This is a genomic window from Escherichia sp. KTE52 (genome assembly GCF_000408325.1).
GTDB lineage: Bacteria > Pseudomonadota > Gammaproteobacteria > Enterobacterales > Enterobacteriaceae > Escherichia > Escherichia marmotae.
In genome coordinates, this window is record NZ_KE138677.1 from 423,321 (window position 1) to 440,599 (window position 17,279).

General features: G+C 43.5%; 15 protein-coding genes. All 15 read right to left on the reverse strand.

Going from position 1 to position 17,279, the window contains the following annotated elements; translation table 11 throughout:
- Nucleotides 1–27: 27 nt before the first annotated feature.
- Nucleotides 28–1,059 (reverse strand): NAD-dependent epimerase/dehydratase family protein, encoded by a 1,032-nt coding sequence (locus A1SC_RS14980; RefSeq protein WP_000199140.1) that lies wholly within the window; start codon nucleotides 1,057–1,059, stop codon nucleotides 28–30.
- Nucleotides 1,060–1,073: 14 nt separating this feature from the next.
- The gene (tviB, locus tag A1SC_RS14975) at nucleotides 1,074–2,348 is read right to left on the reverse strand and encodes a Vi polysaccharide biosynthesis UDP-N-acetylglucosamine C-6 dehydrogenase TviB (RefSeq protein WP_001017961.1); all 1,275 of its coding nucleotides are present in this window, start codon (nucleotides 2,346–2,348) and stop codon (nucleotides 1,074–1,076) included.
- A gap of 114 nt (nucleotides 2,349–2,462) precedes the next feature.
- Nucleotides 2,463–3,476: an EpsG family protein gene (locus A1SC_RS14970; protein ID WP_016262110.1), complete on the reverse strand. Its 1,014-nt coding sequence runs from the start codon at nucleotides 3,474–3,476 to the stop codon at nucleotides 2,463–2,465.
- Between the two features lie 15 nt (nucleotides 3,477–3,491).
- Nucleotides 3,492–4,235: a glycosyltransferase gene (locus A1SC_RS14965; RefSeq protein ID WP_016262111.1), complete on the reverse strand. Its 744-nt coding sequence runs from the start codon at nucleotides 4,233–4,235 to the stop codon at nucleotides 3,492–3,494.
- Between the two features lie 144 nt (nucleotides 4,236–4,379).
- Nucleotides 4,380–5,207, reverse strand: coding sequence for a glycosyltransferase family 2 protein (locus tag A1SC_RS14960; protein WP_016262112.1), 828 nt, complete (start codon nucleotides 5,205–5,207; stop codon nucleotides 4,380–4,382).
- A gap of 70 nt (nucleotides 5,208–5,277) precedes the next feature.
- Nucleotides 5,278–5,826, reverse strand: coding sequence for a dTDP-4-dehydrorhamnose 3,5-epimerase (rfbC, locus tag A1SC_RS14955; protein WP_001100790.1), 549 nt, complete (start codon nucleotides 5,824–5,826; stop codon nucleotides 5,278–5,280).
- A 4-nt stretch (nucleotides 5,827–5,830) separates the two neighbouring features.
- Nucleotides 5,831–6,709 (reverse strand): glucose-1-phosphate thymidylyltransferase RfbA, encoded by an 879-nt coding sequence (rfbA, locus tag A1SC_RS14950; protein WP_016262113.1) that lies wholly within the window; start codon nucleotides 6,707–6,709, stop codon nucleotides 5,831–5,833.
- Between the two features lie 57 nt (nucleotides 6,710–6,766).
- Nucleotides 6,767–7,666: a dTDP-4-dehydrorhamnose reductase gene (gene rfbD, locus A1SC_RS14945; protein ID WP_016262114.1), complete on the reverse strand. Its 900-nt coding sequence runs from the start codon at nucleotides 7,664–7,666 to the stop codon at nucleotides 6,767–6,769.
- Nucleotides 7,666–8,751, reverse strand: a complete 1,086-nt coding sequence (gene rfbB / locus A1SC_RS14940) for a dTDP-glucose 4,6-dehydratase (RefSeq protein WP_000699457.1) — start codon at nucleotides 8,749–8,751, stop codon at nucleotides 7,666–7,668. The genes rfbD and rfbB overlap by 1 nt, the downstream gene beginning before the upstream one ends.
- A 372-nt stretch (nucleotides 8,752–9,123) precedes the next feature.
- Entirely contained in the window at nucleotides 9,124–10,017 is an 894-nt protein-coding gene (gene galF, locus A1SC_RS14935; RefSeq protein ID WP_016248888.1) for a UTP--glucose-1-phosphate uridylyltransferase GalF, read from the reverse strand.
- Nucleotides 10,018–10,191: 174 nt separating this feature from the next.
- Entirely contained in the window at nucleotides 10,192–11,586 is a 1,395-nt protein-coding gene (wcaM, locus tag A1SC_RS14930) for a colanic acid biosynthesis protein WcaM (RefSeq protein WP_016262115.1), read from the reverse strand.
- A gap of 10 nt (nucleotides 11,587–11,596) precedes the next feature.
- On the reverse strand, nucleotides 11,597–12,817 hold the full coding sequence (wcaL, locus tag A1SC_RS14925) for a colanic acid biosynthesis glycosyltransferase WcaL (RefSeq protein ID WP_016262116.1): 1,221 nt from the start codon (nucleotides 12,815–12,817) through the stop codon (nucleotides 11,597–11,599).
- Nucleotides 12,814–14,094: a colanic acid biosynthesis pyruvyl transferase WcaK gene (gene wcaK, locus A1SC_RS14920; protein ID WP_016262117.1), complete on the reverse strand. Its 1,281-nt coding sequence runs from the start codon at nucleotides 14,092–14,094 to the stop codon at nucleotides 12,814–12,816. Before wcaK ends, wcaL begins: the two co-directional genes overlap by 4 nt.
- Before the next feature lie 267 nt (nucleotides 14,095–14,361).
- On the reverse strand, nucleotides 14,362–15,840 hold the full coding sequence (gene wzxC / locus A1SC_RS14915; RefSeq protein ID WP_016262118.1) for a colanic acid undecaprenyl disphosphate flippase WzxC: 1,479 nt from the start codon (nucleotides 15,838–15,840) through the stop codon (nucleotides 14,362–14,364).
- Nucleotide 15,841: 1 nt separating this feature from the next.
- Nucleotides 15,842–17,236 (reverse strand): undecaprenyl-phosphate glucose phosphotransferase, encoded by a 1,395-nt coding sequence (gene wcaJ, locus A1SC_RS14910; RefSeq protein WP_000183151.1) that lies wholly within the window; start codon nucleotides 17,234–17,236, stop codon nucleotides 15,842–15,844.
- Nucleotides 17,237–17,279: the final 43 nt, after the last annotated feature.

Here is a 17,279-nt window from a genome sequence, read left to right on the forward strand (position 1 = left end):
TATAAAATAACAAATTAGAATTATATGTCATTCTGCATTTTTGAATAAGTTTATATACCAAGGCATGGCCTTTCTTAAGCCAGCTATAATATCAAACTGAGGTTGATAACCGAGCATTTCTTTAGCTTTGCTAATATCAGCTAGCGAATGTCTAACATCACCTTTGCGGAAATCCCGATATATAACATTCCCGGCATAACATATTCCATTTCTTCCTAGATGACTTTTTATCAATTCTACTAATTCGTTTAATGATGTTCTCTCACCGTAAGCAACGTTATAAATTTCTCCTTTTGCACTTTCATCTGCTGTAGCTGCGAGAATGTTCATTTGAACAGTATTTTCAATAAATGAAAAATCTCTACTAGTTTCCCCATCACCATTGATATAAATGTCTTCATCCATGAGCATTGCAGATACCCATTTGGGTATTACTGCGGCATAAGCGCCATTTGGATCTTGCCTTTTACCAAACACATTAAAATATCTCAATCCAATGCTTTTAAAACCATAAGTTTTTGCGAAAACTTCCGCATATAATTCATTTACATATTTTGTAATTGCATAGGGAGATAATGGTTTACCAATTGTATGTTCTATTTTAGGTAGTCCGGTATGATCGCCGTATGTTGAACTTGATGCGGCAAAAATAAAACTTTCTACATTTCTGCTCTTGGCAGCTTGTAACATATTCAAGAAGCCAGAGATATTAACTTCATTAGTTGTTATAGGATCATTAATTGAACGTGGCACAGACCCAAGTGCAGCCTGATGCAATACATAGTCAACATTATCGACGGCCCTCATACATGTCTCAAAATCACGTATGTCACCTTCGATCATCGTAAATTTTTTCCATGCTTCAGGTGTAACGATCCGCTCAACTTCGTCGAGATTTCGCTGATGTCCTGTAGCAAAATTATCCAACCCAACCACTGTCTGGTTTAAATTTAAAAGCGTTTCAAGTAAATTAGAACCAATGAAACCCGCAACCCCTGTTATTAACCAAGTTTTAGGCTTAACTTTTAATTTCTCTATAATTTTTTCATATCTAGTCATAGATATTCACCTAGTTAAAGTCTAATTGTTGTATCTGATTTATTAAGAATATATTTTAAATCATATATCACACTTTTTGTGGCTTGAAGTTCCCTGATTTCATTTTTATGCATTTTTTTAAATTGCTCATGGGCGACAGCAAAAATTATGCCATCATATTTCTTAGAAGGTTTAGTGGTATAAATTTTTATACCATATTCCTGCGATGCCTCATCTTCACTTACCCAAGGGTCATAAACATCAACATTTACATTATAGTCTTTTAATTCTGATACTATATCGATAATTTTCGTGTTGCGAATATCAGGACAATTTTCTTTAAAAGATAACCCCATAATTAAAATATTTGCATTATCTATCAGAATACCTGCCTTAATCATTTCCTTTATAAGCTGTGATGCAACATAACGTGCCATATCATCATTAATACGTCTACCAGCTAAAATAACTTCTGGATGATAACCAATTTCTTGAGCTTTATGAGTTAAATAATATGGGTCAACCCCGATACAATGGCCACCAACCAAACCAGGACGAAAAGGTAGAAAATTCCATTTAGTACCAGCAGCTTTTAAAACATCTTCAGTATCAATACCTAATTTATTGAAGATGATGGCCAATTCGTTTATTAACGCAATATTAAGATCTCGCTGCGTATTTTCAATTACCTTAGCAGCCTCAGCCACCTTAATAGATGATGCTTTGTATGTTCCAGCTGTTATAATTGAGGAGTAAAGTTCATCCACAAACGTTGCTACTTCTGGTGTTGAACCAGAAGTCACTTTCTTAATGGTTGTTACTCTATGATGTTTATCTCCGGGATTGATTCGCTCAGGACTATAACCTATAAAAAAATCCTTATTGTAAACTAATCCAGAACCATCTTCAATCTGAGGAACACAAATTTCCTCTGTTGCACCAGGATAGACTGTCGATTCAAATATAATTATATCGCCATTCTTGATAACCTTGCTTAACATTTTCGAAGCACTAACCAAGGGACTTAAGTCCGGCCGTTTATATTTATCAATTGGAGTAGGCACAGTAACAATAAATATATTACAAGCCTTGAGTGTCTCAATTTCACATGAATAGCGAAGAAATTTCGCGCTGGCAAGCTCATCAGCAGCACACTCCAGCGTACTATCTATTTGTTTTTTCAATTCGTCAATTCTGTTTTGTTTAATATCAAAACCAACCGTATTATATTTTTTCCCGAATTCTACCGCCAAAGGCAGACCAACATATCCAAGACCAATGATGCCTATTGTTATATTATCAATGTTCATAGAAATTCTCACTATTCACTCATATTTTAAGATATAAACAACCAATTATAAAAAAACACAATGCAAGAACATTTATATTATTCAGATACTATAAAAATACAACCCCCAACCAAGTTAAATAAATTTATATGGCATAATCACTTGAGCAATATTATATGTCATATATAATTGCAATGCTGAAAAAAATGTCACGCAAATAAGATAGACCCATCTTTGGTTTTTTATAATTTTATTATACACCCTTCCTATTAACAAAATTTGGTATATTAAAAAAAACTCACTAATTCTAAAAGATAGCACTGGAAAATGAAGGAATATATAGAATGATATTATTGACACTCCATAAAGTTTATAACAAAGGTTAAATAATCCATCATCATTCAGCCCTTTAGAGAAACTAAAAATAACAAATATGATTAAATTTATAATAGAAAGAATACTATATGGATTTACTTTAAAATCTGAATTTACACTCAAATAAACCAAATAATTAGCGGGTACATGTAATGTAATAAATAATGATGTAAGAATGCTTTTAATATCTAGTGCAGAAAATAGAATTGATAAAACAACAGTCCCAAGCCATATAGCACTATTTGCATATCTCTTATTGAAGATAAAAACTATCAAAAACATGATAGCGCTATAATGAAACAAAAAACCTACAAAAATGTAAAATAAACTTAATTTGTTTTTCTCGTTAATTCGATAGAACAATGCTATTAGGCAAAATGCAATTGCAACACCGGCTCTAATTTGTGTTAAATCCAATAGCAAATAAAGTTTAGAACAATACACAAGAAAAAATACCGAAATCGGGATGTTTAATTTAATTAACGCATTGTATTTAACCAGTACAGAGATAATTGCAAAAATCAAAAAACTTAATGTTATTGGCTGGTTTAATAGAAAAGACAATCTGAATATTATCTTGGATAACGGCTCAGTATATAATGAAGACGTTGTCAGATAATATCCATTCAAATAATTAAAATAATCCTGACTTACACCCGGCGCTATGAATCCAGCAATGATAATAGCAGCCAATACAATAATACTATTACCTATTTTCCCTTTTGCAATAAAAGCAGATGTAGATACATAAAAAAGCATTAACCAATAAAACATATATTATTCACTTATTTAATATTTTGAAATGAGACAATATCGTATAATGCTTTGAAGGTGCCACAAGAAATGTTTTGAAAACAAACGTCGGTTATTATGCGCAGCAAAGTGCAGTGCTTTCACCTCATTAATATAAAAAACCTTTTCACCTGTAACTGAATGAATACGACGACATAAATCCAAGTCTTCACAATACATAAAATAATGTTCATCAAATCCGCCTATCCGTTCATAGACTTCAACTAAAATCATTAAGAACGAACCTGAAGCCCAATCCACATATTGGTTATCATTTATATTCGACTTATCAATAATAGTCCGGTTTTTACCGAATATATAAGATTCAATAAAATCGAAAAAACCAGGATAAAAACGAATGTTATTATCATAGGTATTTCCCTCTTTCATCAAATTTATTGTTGATACCTTAACTCTTTTTTTCTTTATTAGAGATATAGCTTGTTCTAATTCTTTATCCTCTATATACACATCAGGATTTAAAACTAAAAAATATTCATCATCCCTCATCGAAAGCTTATTTTTGGCAAATTGAAAGTTTTGATTATTATTTTCACCGAATCCTTTTTTTTCATCATTCTTCAAATACCAAATACCATTACTCTTACAGAAATTTTCAAGAAGAACCTCTCCTGTATTATCTGTAATGATGATATTGTATTTTTTACTTAATTTTTCCACACTGCCCAGTTGCAATATAACATTGGCATGATTATGTGATACTATTGATATATATATCATTTTGATCCTTGGTGCTGGAGCATTAGATAATAAAGGCCGACTGTTTTAATTAATGTCGATTTTCTTAAGTCATACTTGCGCATCAAAGAAAATATAACGAATAAATTATCACTACCAAAAAAACACTTATTCCACGCTTTTATTTTATCTTTTGTATTTTGTATTTTGTGGTAAATTCTCATCAAACTTTTCAGAGAATGCATTCATTTGCAATATTGTTTCTTTTAGATTTTTTTCTGCTTTTTGTTTTAACTTATAAAAATCCTTTGCGATTTCAATGAATCCATTTTTTTTTGCACCTACCTGGTTATTTCCATGTTGCCTATATTTTATTAATTTATCTTTTAAAAAATAAACTTCCCCATGCAATGTTGCAACCAACAAAAGCCACCAATCATGCATAATGCATTCATCTGGGAGAGGTAATGCCATTGAAATTAATTTTTTATTGAAAAACATAGTACAGCCAGGTGCCACATTTTGAATTAAAAGATTGTTAATGTTTTTATGCCAATCATATGGTATTGATTGATACTCTTGAAATGACTCTGCAATAAGATTTAAATCTCTATCAACCACCTCAAGATCACTAAAAATCAGAAAAGATTTTTCTTCATTACACTTTTTTCTTGCATCCATACAAGCCAATAATTTTTCATTATTCCATACATCATCTTGGTCTGAAAGCATCACATATTCTGATTTAGATGCTAATATACCACGTTCGAAATTTTTGACCGGCCCCAAATTTCTATCTGTTGCATTTTTAAGTATGCATAGTTTTTCTCTTGGAACAATGGCTTTTATTATTTCCAATGTACGATCCGTTGAATTATCATCGCAAACAATAATACTATTAACATATATATCAAAGCCTGACATGTTAAGTATTGATTTTATTTGCTCTGAAATATATTTTTCGCCATTATAAGTTGCAAGCACTATGTCAACAGAATTATTTTTGTGAGACATTATATTTATAAATACCTAACCAATTATTATAAAGAGATATTTTATGATGTGAAATATTTTCTTTGAATACTTATTCAAAACATTGACAGTTTTGAAAAATAGGATGTTGCTGATCTTTATTTGACAAGTTTAATTCATTTTTTCTAGGCCAAATAATAGATAGATTCTCATCATTCCAAATAATCCCCCTATCACTCTCAGGATGATAATAATTCGTCGTCTTATAAACAAACTCCGCCGTCTCACTCAGCACCAAAAAACCATGTGCAAATCCTTCAGGTATCCACAACTGACGCTTATTCTCAGCAGATAAATTCACCCCAACCCACTTACCAAAAGTAGGTGAAGATTTACGAATATCAACAGCTACATCAAAAACTTCACCAACAACGCAGCGCACCAATTTTCCTTGTGCATAAGGTTCTAATTGATAATGTAGCCCGCGTAAAACACCTTTACTAGACTTCGAATGGTTATCCTGAACAAATTCAACCTTACGGCCTACAGCTTCTTCAAATACTTTCTGGTTAAAGCTCTCAAAAAAGAAGCCACGCTCATCGCCAAAAACTTTTGGTTCAAAAATCAGCACATCAGGAATTTCTGTTTTAATTACGTTCATTTTATTAATAACCTTTAATCATTTTCAGCAGATACTGACCATAAGCATTTTTTTTCAGCGGTTCAGCTAACACTTTCACCTGCTCAGCATCAATAAATCCTTTACGATAAGCAATCTCTTCCGGGCAAGATACTTTTAATCCCTGACGCTCTTCAATTGTAGCAATGAAGTTACTTGCTTCAATAAGGCTTTGATGTGTCCCCGTGTCCAGCCATGCATAGCCACGCCCCATCATAGCGACAGACAAGCGTCCTTGTTCCATATAAATACGGTTAATATCGGTAATTTCCAGTTCGCCACGGGCAGAAGGCTTAAGGTTTTTCGCCATTTCAACAACATCGTTGTCATAGAAATAAAGCCCAGTAACCGCATAGTTACTTTTTGGTTCCAGAGGTTTTTCTTCCAGGCTAATTGCCGTACCGTTATTATCAAATTCCACAACACCATAGCGTTCTGGATCATTTACGTGATAGGCAAATACCGTTGCACCGCTTTCTTTATTAACAGCAGTTTCCATTAACTTCGGCAAGTCATGTCCATAGAAGATATTATCGCCAAGTACGAGTGCACAATCATCACCACCAATAAAATCTTCACCAATGATAAACGCTTGCGCCAGGCCATCCGGGCTCGGTTGTACTTTATACTGTAGATTAAGCCCCCACTGGCTCCCGTCCCCCAACAATTGTTGGAAACGCGGTGTATCCTGTGGCGTACTGATAATCAGAATATCGCGAATACCCGCTAACATCAGTGTAGAGAGCGGGTAATAGATCATCGGCTTATCATAAATAGGCAGGAGTTGTTTACTCACTGCCATAGTCACAGGATAAAGACGAGTACCTGATCCGCCAGCTAAAATAATACCTTTACGCGTTTTCATTTCACCATTCCTTTTAATTTATCACGCCCAATATCATTGGCGAGATACAATAAATTTTTAAATTGCTGTAGTTGTAAATAATTCATTGAGCATACGTTTCACGCCTACCTGCCATTCAGGCAAGACAAGAGCAAAGTTCTGCTGAAATTTTTCTGTATTAAGACGAGAATTATGAGGGCGGCGGGCTGGAGTAGGATAAGCCGATGTCGGCACGGCGTTAAGTTTGTTAAGAGCAAGGTTAATCCCCGCTTTGCGCGCCTCTTCAAATACAAGAGCGGCATAATCGTGCCAGGTTGTTGTACCGCCAGCAACCAGATGGTACAAACCAGCAACTTCTGGTTTGTTTACTGCCACGCGAATGGCATGAGCGGTGCAATCGGCCAGCAATTCAGCTCCCGTTGGTGCACCAAATTGATCGTTTATCACAGCCAACTCTTCGCGTTCTTTTGCCAGACGCAACATCGTTTTAGCGAAGTTATTTCCCTTACCTGCATAGACCCAACTGGTACGGAAAATAAGGTGCTTCGCGCAATGTTCTTGTAATGCTTTTTCTCCGGCTAATTTTGTTTCACCGTAAACATTTAGCGGTGCTGTTGCATCCGTTTCCAGCCATGGCGTGCCACCGCTGCCAGGGAAAACGTAATCAGTGGAGTAGTGTATAACCCAGGCTCCAACTTCATTAGCTGCCTTTGCTATCGCTTCGACGCTTGTCGCGTTAAGTAATTGTGCGAAATCCGGTTCTGATTCCGCTTTGTCTACTGCAGTGTGAGCAGCAGCATTAACAATAACATCAGGGCGAATTTTTTTGACAGTCTCAGCCACACCTTCGGGGTTGCTGAAATCGCCACAATAATCAGTGGAGTGAACATCAAGAGCAATCAAATTACCCAGGGGAGCCAGAGAACGCTGCAGTTCCCAACCCACCTGCCCTGTTTTGCCGAAAAGAAGGATATTCATTACTGACGCCCCTCATAGTTCTGTTCAATCCATGACTGATAAGCACCGCTTTTCACATTCTCAACCCAATTTGTATTAGCCAGATACCATTCCACCGTTTTACGAATCCCACTCTCAAACGTTTCTTGCGGTTTCCAGCCCAATTCGCGGCTAATTTTATCGGCATCAATGGCATAACGGCGATCATGTCCCGGGCGGTCAGCGACATAAGTAATTTGCTCACGATAAGATTTTTCTTTCGGTACAATTTCATCCAACAAATCACAAATCGTGAGCACTACATCGATATTTTTCTTTTCGTTGTGTCCACCAATGTTATAAGTTTCACCCGCTTTACCTTCGGTTACGACGGTATATAACGCACGAGCATGATCCTCTACATACAACCAGTCGCGAATTTGATCCCCTTTACCATAAATAGGTAATGCCTTACCTTCCAGCGCATTAAGAATGACCAACGGAATCAATTTTTCTGGAAAGTGATAAGGACCGTAGTTATTCGAGCAGTTAGTCACAATGGTCGGCAAACCATAGGTGCGTTTCCACGCGCGGACTAAATGATCGCTGGATGCTTTGGATGCGGAATAAGGACTGCTTGGCGCGTAAGCTGTCGTCTCAGTAAATAAGGGTAATTCTTCTGTATTATTTACTTCATCAGGATGAGGTAAATCACCATAGACTTCATCAGTAGAAATATGATGGAAGCGGAAATTGTTTTTCTTTTCATCATCCAATGCAGACCAGTAATTACGAGCTGCTTCTAAAAGGACGTAAGTCCCCACAATATTGGTTTCAATAAAGGCTGCCGGGCCAGTTATTGAACGGTCAACGTGGCTCTCTGCCGCCAGGTGCATCACCGCGTCTGGCTGGTGCTGTGAAAAAATACGTGCCATTGCTACAGCATCGCAGATGTCTGCATGCTCAAATGAATAACGTTCAGAATCAGAAACTTCAGCGAGTGATTCCAGGTTTCCGGCGTATGTTAATTTATCGACATTAACAACACTGTCCTGCGTATTATTTATAATGTGACGAACTACAGCAGAACCAATAAATCCTGCGCCACCAGTAACGAGTATCTTCACTTTTTTATTCCATATTACTTCAGAGCATACTGTGAAATAAGCGGCTCTCAGTTTGATTAATAGAGGTATTAATGCACGCTACCGCCCCTGGCTTTACAGCTACCAGAGCACTGCATACATGCCTACGATGTGACGAGCGTTACCCACTCGCGCTAAACCCGAAAAATTCAAACGCTAATTGTCTTACCAATCAGCCCAGGAAACAAGGAAAATCCTGGAAAAGTTTGACTAAAATCCTATTGCTAACTCGTTGTTATTCTGAAAGTTTATAAAGCAATAACGGCAGGAAGATTCGCAACAAATTACTTTCGCCACGAATCTTCACTGCCGTTATGATTTTCTTATTAACCGTTACATCCGGTCAGATTTTCATTATTCGCTTAACAGCTTCTCAATACCTTTGCGGAACTTCGCCCCTTCTTTCAGGTTACGCAGCCCATACTTCACAAACGCCTGCATATAGCCCATTTTTTTACCGCAGTCGTAGCTGTCACCGGTCATTAACATGGCATCAACGGCTTGTTTTTTAGCCAGTTCAGCAATGGCATCTGTCAACTGTATACGTCCCCATGCACCTGGCTGAGTGCGTTCCAGTTCAGGCCAAATATCGGCAGAAAGGACATAACGACCAACAGCCATTATGTCTGAGTCCAGCGTCTGCGGCTGATCCGGTTTTTCAATAAATTCAACAATACGGCTAACTTTGCCTTCACGGTCCAGCGGCTCTTTGGTCTGGATGACGGAGTATTCAGAGAGGTCGCCCGGCATACGTTTTGCCAGTACCTGGCTGCGGCCCGTTTCGTTAAAGCGCGCAATCATGGCAGCAAGGTTGTAACGCAGCGGATCGGCGCTGGCGTCGTCAATAACAACGTCTGGCAACACCACGACAAACGGATTGTCGCCAATGGCAGGTCGCGCGCACAAAATGGAGTGGCCTAAACCTAAAGGTTCACCCTGACGCACGTTCATAATGGTCACGCCCGGCGGACAGATGGACTGCACTTCCGCCAGCAGTTGACGCTTCACGCGCAGCTCAAGGAGAGATTCTAATTCATATGAGGTGTCGAAGTGGTTTTCGACCGCGTTCTTGGACGCATGAGTTACCAGGAGGATTTCTTTGATCCCTGCAGCCACAATCTCGTCAACAATGTACTGAATCATTGGCTTGTCGACGATCGGTAGCATCTCTTTAGGAATCGCCTTAGTGGCAGGCAACATATGCATCCCAAGACCCGCTACAGGAATAACTGCTTTTAAATTCGTCATTATTTCATCCACCTGTAAAATGGTTGCTGAATTATAGCTTGTTCGATTTTTTTCGCCAGCATCAATTACCCTGAACTGATGACTGATTTACTTCCGATGTTACGCCGCTTCGCTCAGGATTGCAGTAGCGTTATTCTTAAGTATGGCTCCATTTTTCCAGGAATGGTCGCAATTCTACTTCCCCCGTTCCGGCAATCGAAAGTTAATCTTTTCCACATTAACAATGTGGTAATTAATCCTGTCGATATCGACTGAACTTTGTCCTTTTTCATTCACCGAATGAACATTTGCCAGTGACAGTAAGGTCTCGCTCTTTGCCATAAATGTGCCACGAACGTCTTTACGCAAGTCGAAGTTCATGGTCAATGCTGGCCCCACAGAGGATTCCTGCATCACTTTGATATTTCGCATAAAAAGATGTTGCGGTTTGTTGTGCAGTTCCAGCGACGCACACTTCATTTCAATGTTGGTCAGCGCCACAAAAGAAGTTGCATTGCCTGCCGAAATTTGTATTCCGCGCAATTTCCAGGCAAGGTGAGTATTATCAAGGTGAATATTATTCAGTTTGAAATTTTGCGGTATGGAGAGATACCTGCCTTTAATGACACCGTAGCCGATTAACATTCCGGCACTATTAACCATTTCTATCTGGTCAATAACAAAGTTATCACATCCATATATCGCAACTGTGGCATTATCAATACCCGCTTTCTTACTGAAATCCGGCGTAATATTACGCGCTTTGATATTACGGATAATGAAATGCTTGCCATTTTCAACATGAATTAGTTGCCGACAATCAGAGCCAGTGATATTCGCTACGACAAAGTTTTTCACTGCCTGGTCTTCCGGATAGTTGTTATCGTAAGTACTTCCCGCAAGGCCTATGCCAATACCCCAGTTGATTTTGCCATTAGTACAGTTGATGCGTTCTATTACGTGGTCGGAAATTAAAATATCGCGATCGTTAATCGCCACATTCCATTCGATGGCGTCGCCCTGTAAATCGCTGAACTTACAATGGGTGATGTTGGCACCGATAATCTGGTTATGAAATCCCTGGCGTAAGATGGCGTAGTTGGCGTGGCTGACCGTGAGGTTGTCAATGACCAGATTGCGCATGACCCGCTTGTTTTTGCCGCCAATATAGATCTGCGTCACCGGGCCAAAACCGCTCATCGCCAGGTCTTTAATGACGCAATCAGAACCGCGCACATCCAGGGTGATGTTATGCATACTACCGCCCTTCCCCCCTGTCACCTTGCTGCCGTCCTGTAAGACAAATCGCCCTCTGCCGTTGCCGCGCAGGCTACCGAGGATGTGTAACGTTTTACCGGGAGGGATGAAGATGCCGGTGTTGATGTTGTCGCAAACAAATCCGCCAGGCACAACGACCGTTTGCCCTTCGCTGAAAGCCTGTTTAAACGAGGCTATCCAGTCTTTGGAATTGTAGTCATTGATGTTAACGCTTTGTCGGGCGGGAATTGCACGGGCAAAAGGAGTATGGAGGAAAGCAAGCGCGGAGCCTGCCGTCAGGAAGGTACGTCGGGAGAGTTTTTTAAATGGCATACGTTCTCCTCTATAAAGCCTGCAACAAGCTGGCGAGTTCTCGGTTAATCACCTGCTGGTTAAAATCATGTTCGACTTTTTCGCGCGCACGTTTGATAACCGGAGCCAGTTTGTCGGCGTCCAGTTGGCTAAACGCCGCCAGTCGTTGCGCCAGTGCGCGAGCATCGTTCTCAGGCACCAGCCAGCCGGATTTATCGGCCTCCACCAGTTCCGGTATTCCGCTATGCAGAGTAGAAACCACCGGAATGCCAACCGCCATCGCTTCCATTAGCGCCACCGGAATACCTTCCATATCGCCGTCCGCGCCCGTAACCGATGGCAGCAGGAAGACATCCGCGTCGTCGAGCATCGCCTTCACTTCGTGGCTCGGTTTAAACCCCGGCATCTCCACCATATCTTCCAGTTGATACTGTTCGATGAGCGTGCGTAAACGCCGTTCCCACGGGCCGATGCCAAGGATGCGATAGCGAAATGCCACGCCCTGTTCTTTCAACTGACGGCAGGCTTCGATTGCCACATGCAGGCCTTTTTTCTCGGTTAAGCGTGCGACGGAAATGATTTCCAGCGGCGTTGCGGGCGCTTTCACCGGACGCGGGCTAAAGCGCGTCATGTCCACGCCCATGCGCGATACGGCGATTTTTTCTCTGGGGCAGCCCATTTTTTGCAGCCTTCCGGCCCACAGATCGCTTATCGGTAACATCAGGTCGCCACGGCGAAACAGTTGTTGATATTCGGGAGTGTAGTGGTTGAGCACTTCCCGACTGGAGATATCAATGCCGTGGAAGATAGTAGCGATTTTGCCGCGAATCACCCCCAGTTCACGCAATTTGGCTGCGGTTACCCCCGCAGGGCCAAAATGAGCGATGAACACATCGGCGTGAAACGGTGTTGCAACCCGGCCGCAAATGGCAGACAAAATCAGGTTTCGTGACTCAGCGCCATAGCGTTTGATGTTAAGCGCCTGCCAGGTGTTTTTACGATGAATGCCGCGTAAAGTCTGGCTGGCACGATGGCGTAGTTTCGCTACTTTGCCCTGAGGTTCGTCCTGTAACCAGCGAGTTTTAGCGGCAAGGTTGTATTGCGTCCATGCCGCATGGGTGTTTTGCGTATCGCCTTTTTGCAGCGCGACAATCTCCACCTCAAAGCCCATATCAATAAACGCAGTAATTTGGTTGAGGACGAAGGTTTCCGACGACAGCGGGAATTTCAGTAAAAAGAAGCCGACCTTCATTTCGCCTCCCCGATGCGTTCCAGTACAGACTGCACCATCTGCATTCCCGCCTGACGTTCGCGACTGACGGCTTCGCTAAGTCGCGCGTTCAGCGCCGGAAGCTGGCCTAAGGTATCCGCAACCATCGCTTGCAGGCTGCCGTCTAATAAATGACGAATATCCATCGCCATCTCCGGAAGCCCCAGTTGTTGCATAATCCCGGCGGATTTATGTTCGTAGTTGATAGCAATTGCCGGAGTGGCAAAGTTCATAGAGATAATGGCGGAGTGCAGGCGCGTACCGACAGTGAGCTCACAGGCAGCGAGAATTTTGCCCATTTCCAGATCGTTAAGTTCATCCATCACCACGTGGTAACGGGAAGGATCGCTGATGTGCTGGCGCAGGTTGAGCGCCACCATGCGGTCATCTTTGTTGTAGCTGTCGATGCCCGTACAGGTGGAAAGCGCAATGACCTGATACCCTTCGTCGAGAATGCGATTGACCACCCCGGCAAAGGCTTGTTCATACGCTTGTTGAGTAGTGCCGAGGCGTTTATCAAACGGTGCCAGTTCGCGCAGAGTAATTGCCACGGTTTTCTGTTGGGATGCGACGCCCAGCCAGTGTTGGACGGCGTAGCTGGCGGTGTAATCTTCAGTGTGATGATCGACCAGCCAGGCGGTATCGACGCCGTGTTCGACTTTTGCGGTAGTGATATTGCTGCGTTTCATCAGCTCAAGGCTGACCGATTCGCGCAGGATCAATGCATCGCAGTGACCAAAAACGTAGTTAGCCAGTTGGTTAAATTGCTCATCCTGGAACGGGCCGACGCTGTGACCAATCATAAACAGCGGCTTTTTCGCCATAAAGGTGCACAGAGCGTGTTCAAATTGCGGTACGCCGTAGAGATCGACAAAAAACGAACCGCCGACCTGAATAATGGCGTCGTAACCTGAAAGCAAGCGCACGAAGTCGGTAAATCCCTGGGCGATGGCAATATTACGCAGCTTGCCGGTGTCGGTGACGCGAGAGAGCAATACCTGGTGTTGGTAGCGGCGACGGAGGACTTTTTTTACGCGCCCGACAACGCCAGCCGCGCTGTTGTGTCGTTTCATTTGCAGGAACAGCGGATCGCCCATTACCGGGCGATTAAGCAGCCAGGAAGAACTGACCGGATAGCGGCTCATCACGTCCACTTCGGCGTGTGGATTGAGGATGTTGATGGCATCAAGTAAGCCACGCAAAATGGCGCTGTCGCCGCGGTTGCCGCAAGTGTGGTTGCCCAGAATAAGTAATTTCATTTTTTCCTCATAAATTTGATGCCAGGTGAGGTTGTGTTCGTTGCCGCTTTTTGCCTGATGCGACGCTGACGCGTCTTATCAGGCCTACAAAATCCGAGCACTGAACCGTAGGCCGGATAAGGCGTTTTACGCCGCATCCGGCATTCAACGCCTGATGCGACGCTGACGCGTCTTATCAGGCCTACAAAATCCGGGCACTGAACCGTAGGCCGGATAAGGCGTTTTACGCCGCATCCGGCAACCGTTGCCGGAACCGAAAACAACAACTCACCCCGCCCGTAAAAGCATTTTCATTTTTTCGCTGCGACAAAACTGACGCTTCACTTCCACCACCAGCGGATGGCGCGACAGCACAATCATCACCACAAACGCCAGTGCGCCTGCGGTAATTTGCACCGCCAGCAGCGTCCCCAGTGCCAGTTGCCCTTTCAGCACCACGCCCAGCACATAACTGATCACCAGCGTCGGTAATGAGAGATAAAACGGTAGCCACAAGCTCAGGATGTACTGCCGATAACTGGAGCCGAGCACCGGTTTAATCATCACGAAATAACTCAGCACAGTGTTGATAATCTGCACCAGCAGGAAGCCCAGCGTGACGCCGATTGCGCCCGCCGTCTGCCCACCAATAACAATCGCCGGAATAAACAGAAATGTTTTGAATACATTGAATTTAAAGCTGATATCGACCCGCGCTTTCGCCATCAGCAGCGAACCAATCGGGTTACCCACTGAACGCAGTAGCCCCACCACGCACAGCAATTGCAGCACCGGAATGATGCTGTTCCATTTCTCACCAAATACCAGCGGCACAAAATTATTGGCTACCACCATCAATCCCAACAGCGCTGGAAAGTTGATAATCCCCACCACCGACAGCAGCTTGTAGAAGTTGACGCGCAGCTTTCCGGTGTCGTCCTGAATTTTGGCGAACGCTGGAAACAGCACGCGGGTGATTATCGGGTTCAACTTCATCGGCGGTACAACAGCCACGTTGTACGCCAGGTTGTAGCCCCCCGCCACGCCCGCGCCGAGAATACGTGCCAGCACCAGCGTTGAAAGGTTGGTATTGAGATAGTTGATGATGCTGTCTGCCGTCAGCCAGGCACCAAAGCGTAAGTTTGGTGCCACCGACGCCAGCGAAAAATGCAGGCCGGGACGATAAATTTTACGGCCAAAGTAGCCAAACAGCAGCGTTCTCACCGCACTATTGACCAGATAACCAAGGATTGCGGTCATCGCCAGTGGCCAGAAATGAGCGCTAACCACCGTAAAGGTAAAGCCCGCCAGCACGGCGCTGGTTTCGATCATGCCGATCTTGTTGAACTCCAGTTCCTTCTGCATCAACGCGCGGAACTGTTGCCCGTGGGGGATCACCACAAACGCCAGCGACAATGTTTTAATCAACGGCACCAAATCCGGGTTATTCAGCACGCCACCAATGGCGTCACTCAACAAAAACACCGCCGCGCACACCACGATCCCCAGCCCAACGTTCAGCCAGTACAGTGTGGTGAGTTCAAGGTGACTGATTTCTTTCCGCTGAATAATGGAGTTGGCGATGCCGAAGTCAGAAAGCGTATCTGCCAGCGTAATGATCACCAGCGACACGGTAAGCAGGCCGAACTGATGGTTATCGATAATCCGCGCCAACACGGTCATCTGTACCAGTCCCAGGCCGATGATGATCACCGTGGCAATCGCTGACCACTTCGCGCCACTGATGGTTTTTTCACGTAAGCTCATATCAATATGCCGCTTTGTTAACGAAGCCCTTGAACACCGTCAGGAAAACGATCCGGATATCGAACCAGACGCTCCATTCGCGGATATACTCAAGGTCAAACTCGACGCGTTTTTCCATTTTCTCCAGCGTGTCGGTCTCGCCGCGCCAGCCGTTAATCTGCGCCCAACCGGTAATGCCTGGTTTCACTTTATGGCGCAGCATGTAGCCTTCAATGAGCTGGCGATATTGTTCGTTATGCGCCACCGCGTGCGGGCGCGGACCAACAATCGACATTCCTCCCGTCAGCACATTGATAAATTGCGGCAGTTCATCCAGCGAGGTTCGACGTAGAAAGTTCCCCACTCTGGTCACACGCGGATCGTTTTGTGTCGCCTGGGTCACGACGTTGTCATTTTCCATCACTTTCATAGAGCGAAACTTCCACACTTTGATCGGCTTGCCATCCATGCCATAGCGGGTCTGGCGGAAAATTATTGGCCCAGGAGAACTCAGTTTCACTGCCAGGGCAATGCAGCACAGCACCGGGGAGATCAGCAGTAAGATCAAGGTAGCCAGCACAATATCTTCAGCGCGTTTGATCAGGCGGTTAACCCCAGAAAGCGGCGTGTCGTACAGCGGCACCACCGGTACGCCGTTCATCTCTTCGATACGTGAATGGAGAATGTTGAAAGTAAATACATCGGGGATCAGCAGCACCGAACAGGTGGTGTCTGCCAACGCATGTACCAGCTTTTTCACTCGCGCGCCGTCGCACATCTGCATGGCGATATAGACGTTATGAATCTTGCCCGCTTTAGCGTCCTCAACCAGTTGTTGCAGGTTGCCTGCCCAGTCATTAGAAACGCCGCCCGGCTTCGGATCGTGGTATACGCCCACCACTTCAAACCCCAGCCACGGCTGATTACGGAAGCTCTCGATCAGCATTTGTCCGGCGGCTAAGTCCCCCGCCACCGCGACCATGCGTTTGTTATAGCCATGATTACGCAACCATCCCGCACCGATACGAATGCATGAACGGCAAACCACCAGTCCGATGCTGGTCAGCAGATACCACGCCAGCCAGACCTTCAGTTGCGTATCGAAATCATTATTAAACGCCACCAGTCCGGCGCTAAAAATCACGCTTAGCGTCCAGTTTTGTAGCAGCAGGGCAAATTCTGTCGTTGCCCGAACACCGCGCCAGGAGCGATAAAAATCGGTGATGCCGCCCAACATCTGGAACACCACCAGCGTAATCAGCGCCACCAACAGATGCATGTAGAAGAATGACCGCCCGCTCACTTCGCAAACCAGCCATAGCCCGGCAAACATGATGGTGATATCTGAAAAGCGTTGCACCATAGAGATTAACGATGCATTGGTTTTCGCTCGCTCGCGCTTTTTTAGATTTGTCATCGTTGTTCCTGTTATTAGCCCCTTACCCGCAATGGGGTAAGGG

Excerpts from the sequence above, each read along its gene's own strand:
- A1SC_RS14980 (WP_000199140.1), bottom strand. The coding sequence starts at position 1,059 with ATGACTAGATATGAAAAAATTATAGAGAAATTAAAAGTTAAGCCTAAA.
- tviB (WP_001017961.1), bottom strand. The coding sequence starts at position 2,348 with ATGAACATTGATAATATAACAATAGGCATCATTGGTCTTGGATATGTT.
- A1SC_RS14970 (WP_016262110.1), bottom strand. The coding sequence starts at position 3,476 with ATGTTTTATTGGTTAATGCTTTTTTATGTATCTACATCTGCTTTTATT.
- A1SC_RS14965 (WP_016262111.1), bottom strand. The coding sequence starts at position 4,235 with ATGATATATATATCAATAGTATCACATAATCATGCCAATGTTATATTG.
- A1SC_RS14960 (WP_016262112.1), bottom strand. The coding sequence starts at position 5,207 with ATGTCTCACAAAAATAATTCTGTTGACATAGTGCTTGCAACTTATAAT.
- rfbC (WP_001100790.1), bottom strand. The coding sequence starts at position 5,826 with ATGAACGTAATTAAAACAGAAATTCCTGATGTGCTGATTTTTGAACCA.
- rfbA (WP_016262113.1), bottom strand. The coding sequence starts at position 6,709 with ATGAAAACGCGTAAAGGTATTATTTTAGCTGGCGGATCAGGTACTCGT.
- rfbD (WP_016262114.1), bottom strand. The coding sequence starts at position 7,666 with ATGAATATCCTTCTTTTCGGCAAAACAGGGCAGGTGGGTTGGGAACTG.
- galF (WP_016248888.1), bottom strand. The coding sequence starts at position 10,017 with ATGACGAATTTAAAAGCAGTTATTCCTGTAGCGGGTCTTGGGATGCAT.
- wcaM (WP_016262115.1), bottom strand. The coding sequence starts at position 11,586 with ATGCCATTTAAAAAACTCTCCCGACGTACCTTCCTGACGGCAGGCTCC.
- wcaL (WP_016262116.1), bottom strand. The coding sequence starts at position 12,817 with ATGAAGGTCGGCTTCTTTTTACTGAAATTCCCGCTGTCGTCGGAAACC.
- wcaK (WP_016262117.1), bottom strand. The coding sequence starts at position 14,094 with ATGAAATTACTTATTCTGGGCAACCACACTTGCGGCAACCGCGGCGAC.
- wzxC (WP_016262118.1), bottom strand. The coding sequence starts at position 15,840 with ATGAGCTTACGTGAAAAAACCATCAGTGGCGCGAAGTGGTCAGCGATT.
- wcaJ (WP_000183151.1), bottom strand. The coding sequence starts at position 17,236 with ATGACAAATCTAAAAAAGCGCGAGCGAGCGAAAACCAATGCATCGTTA.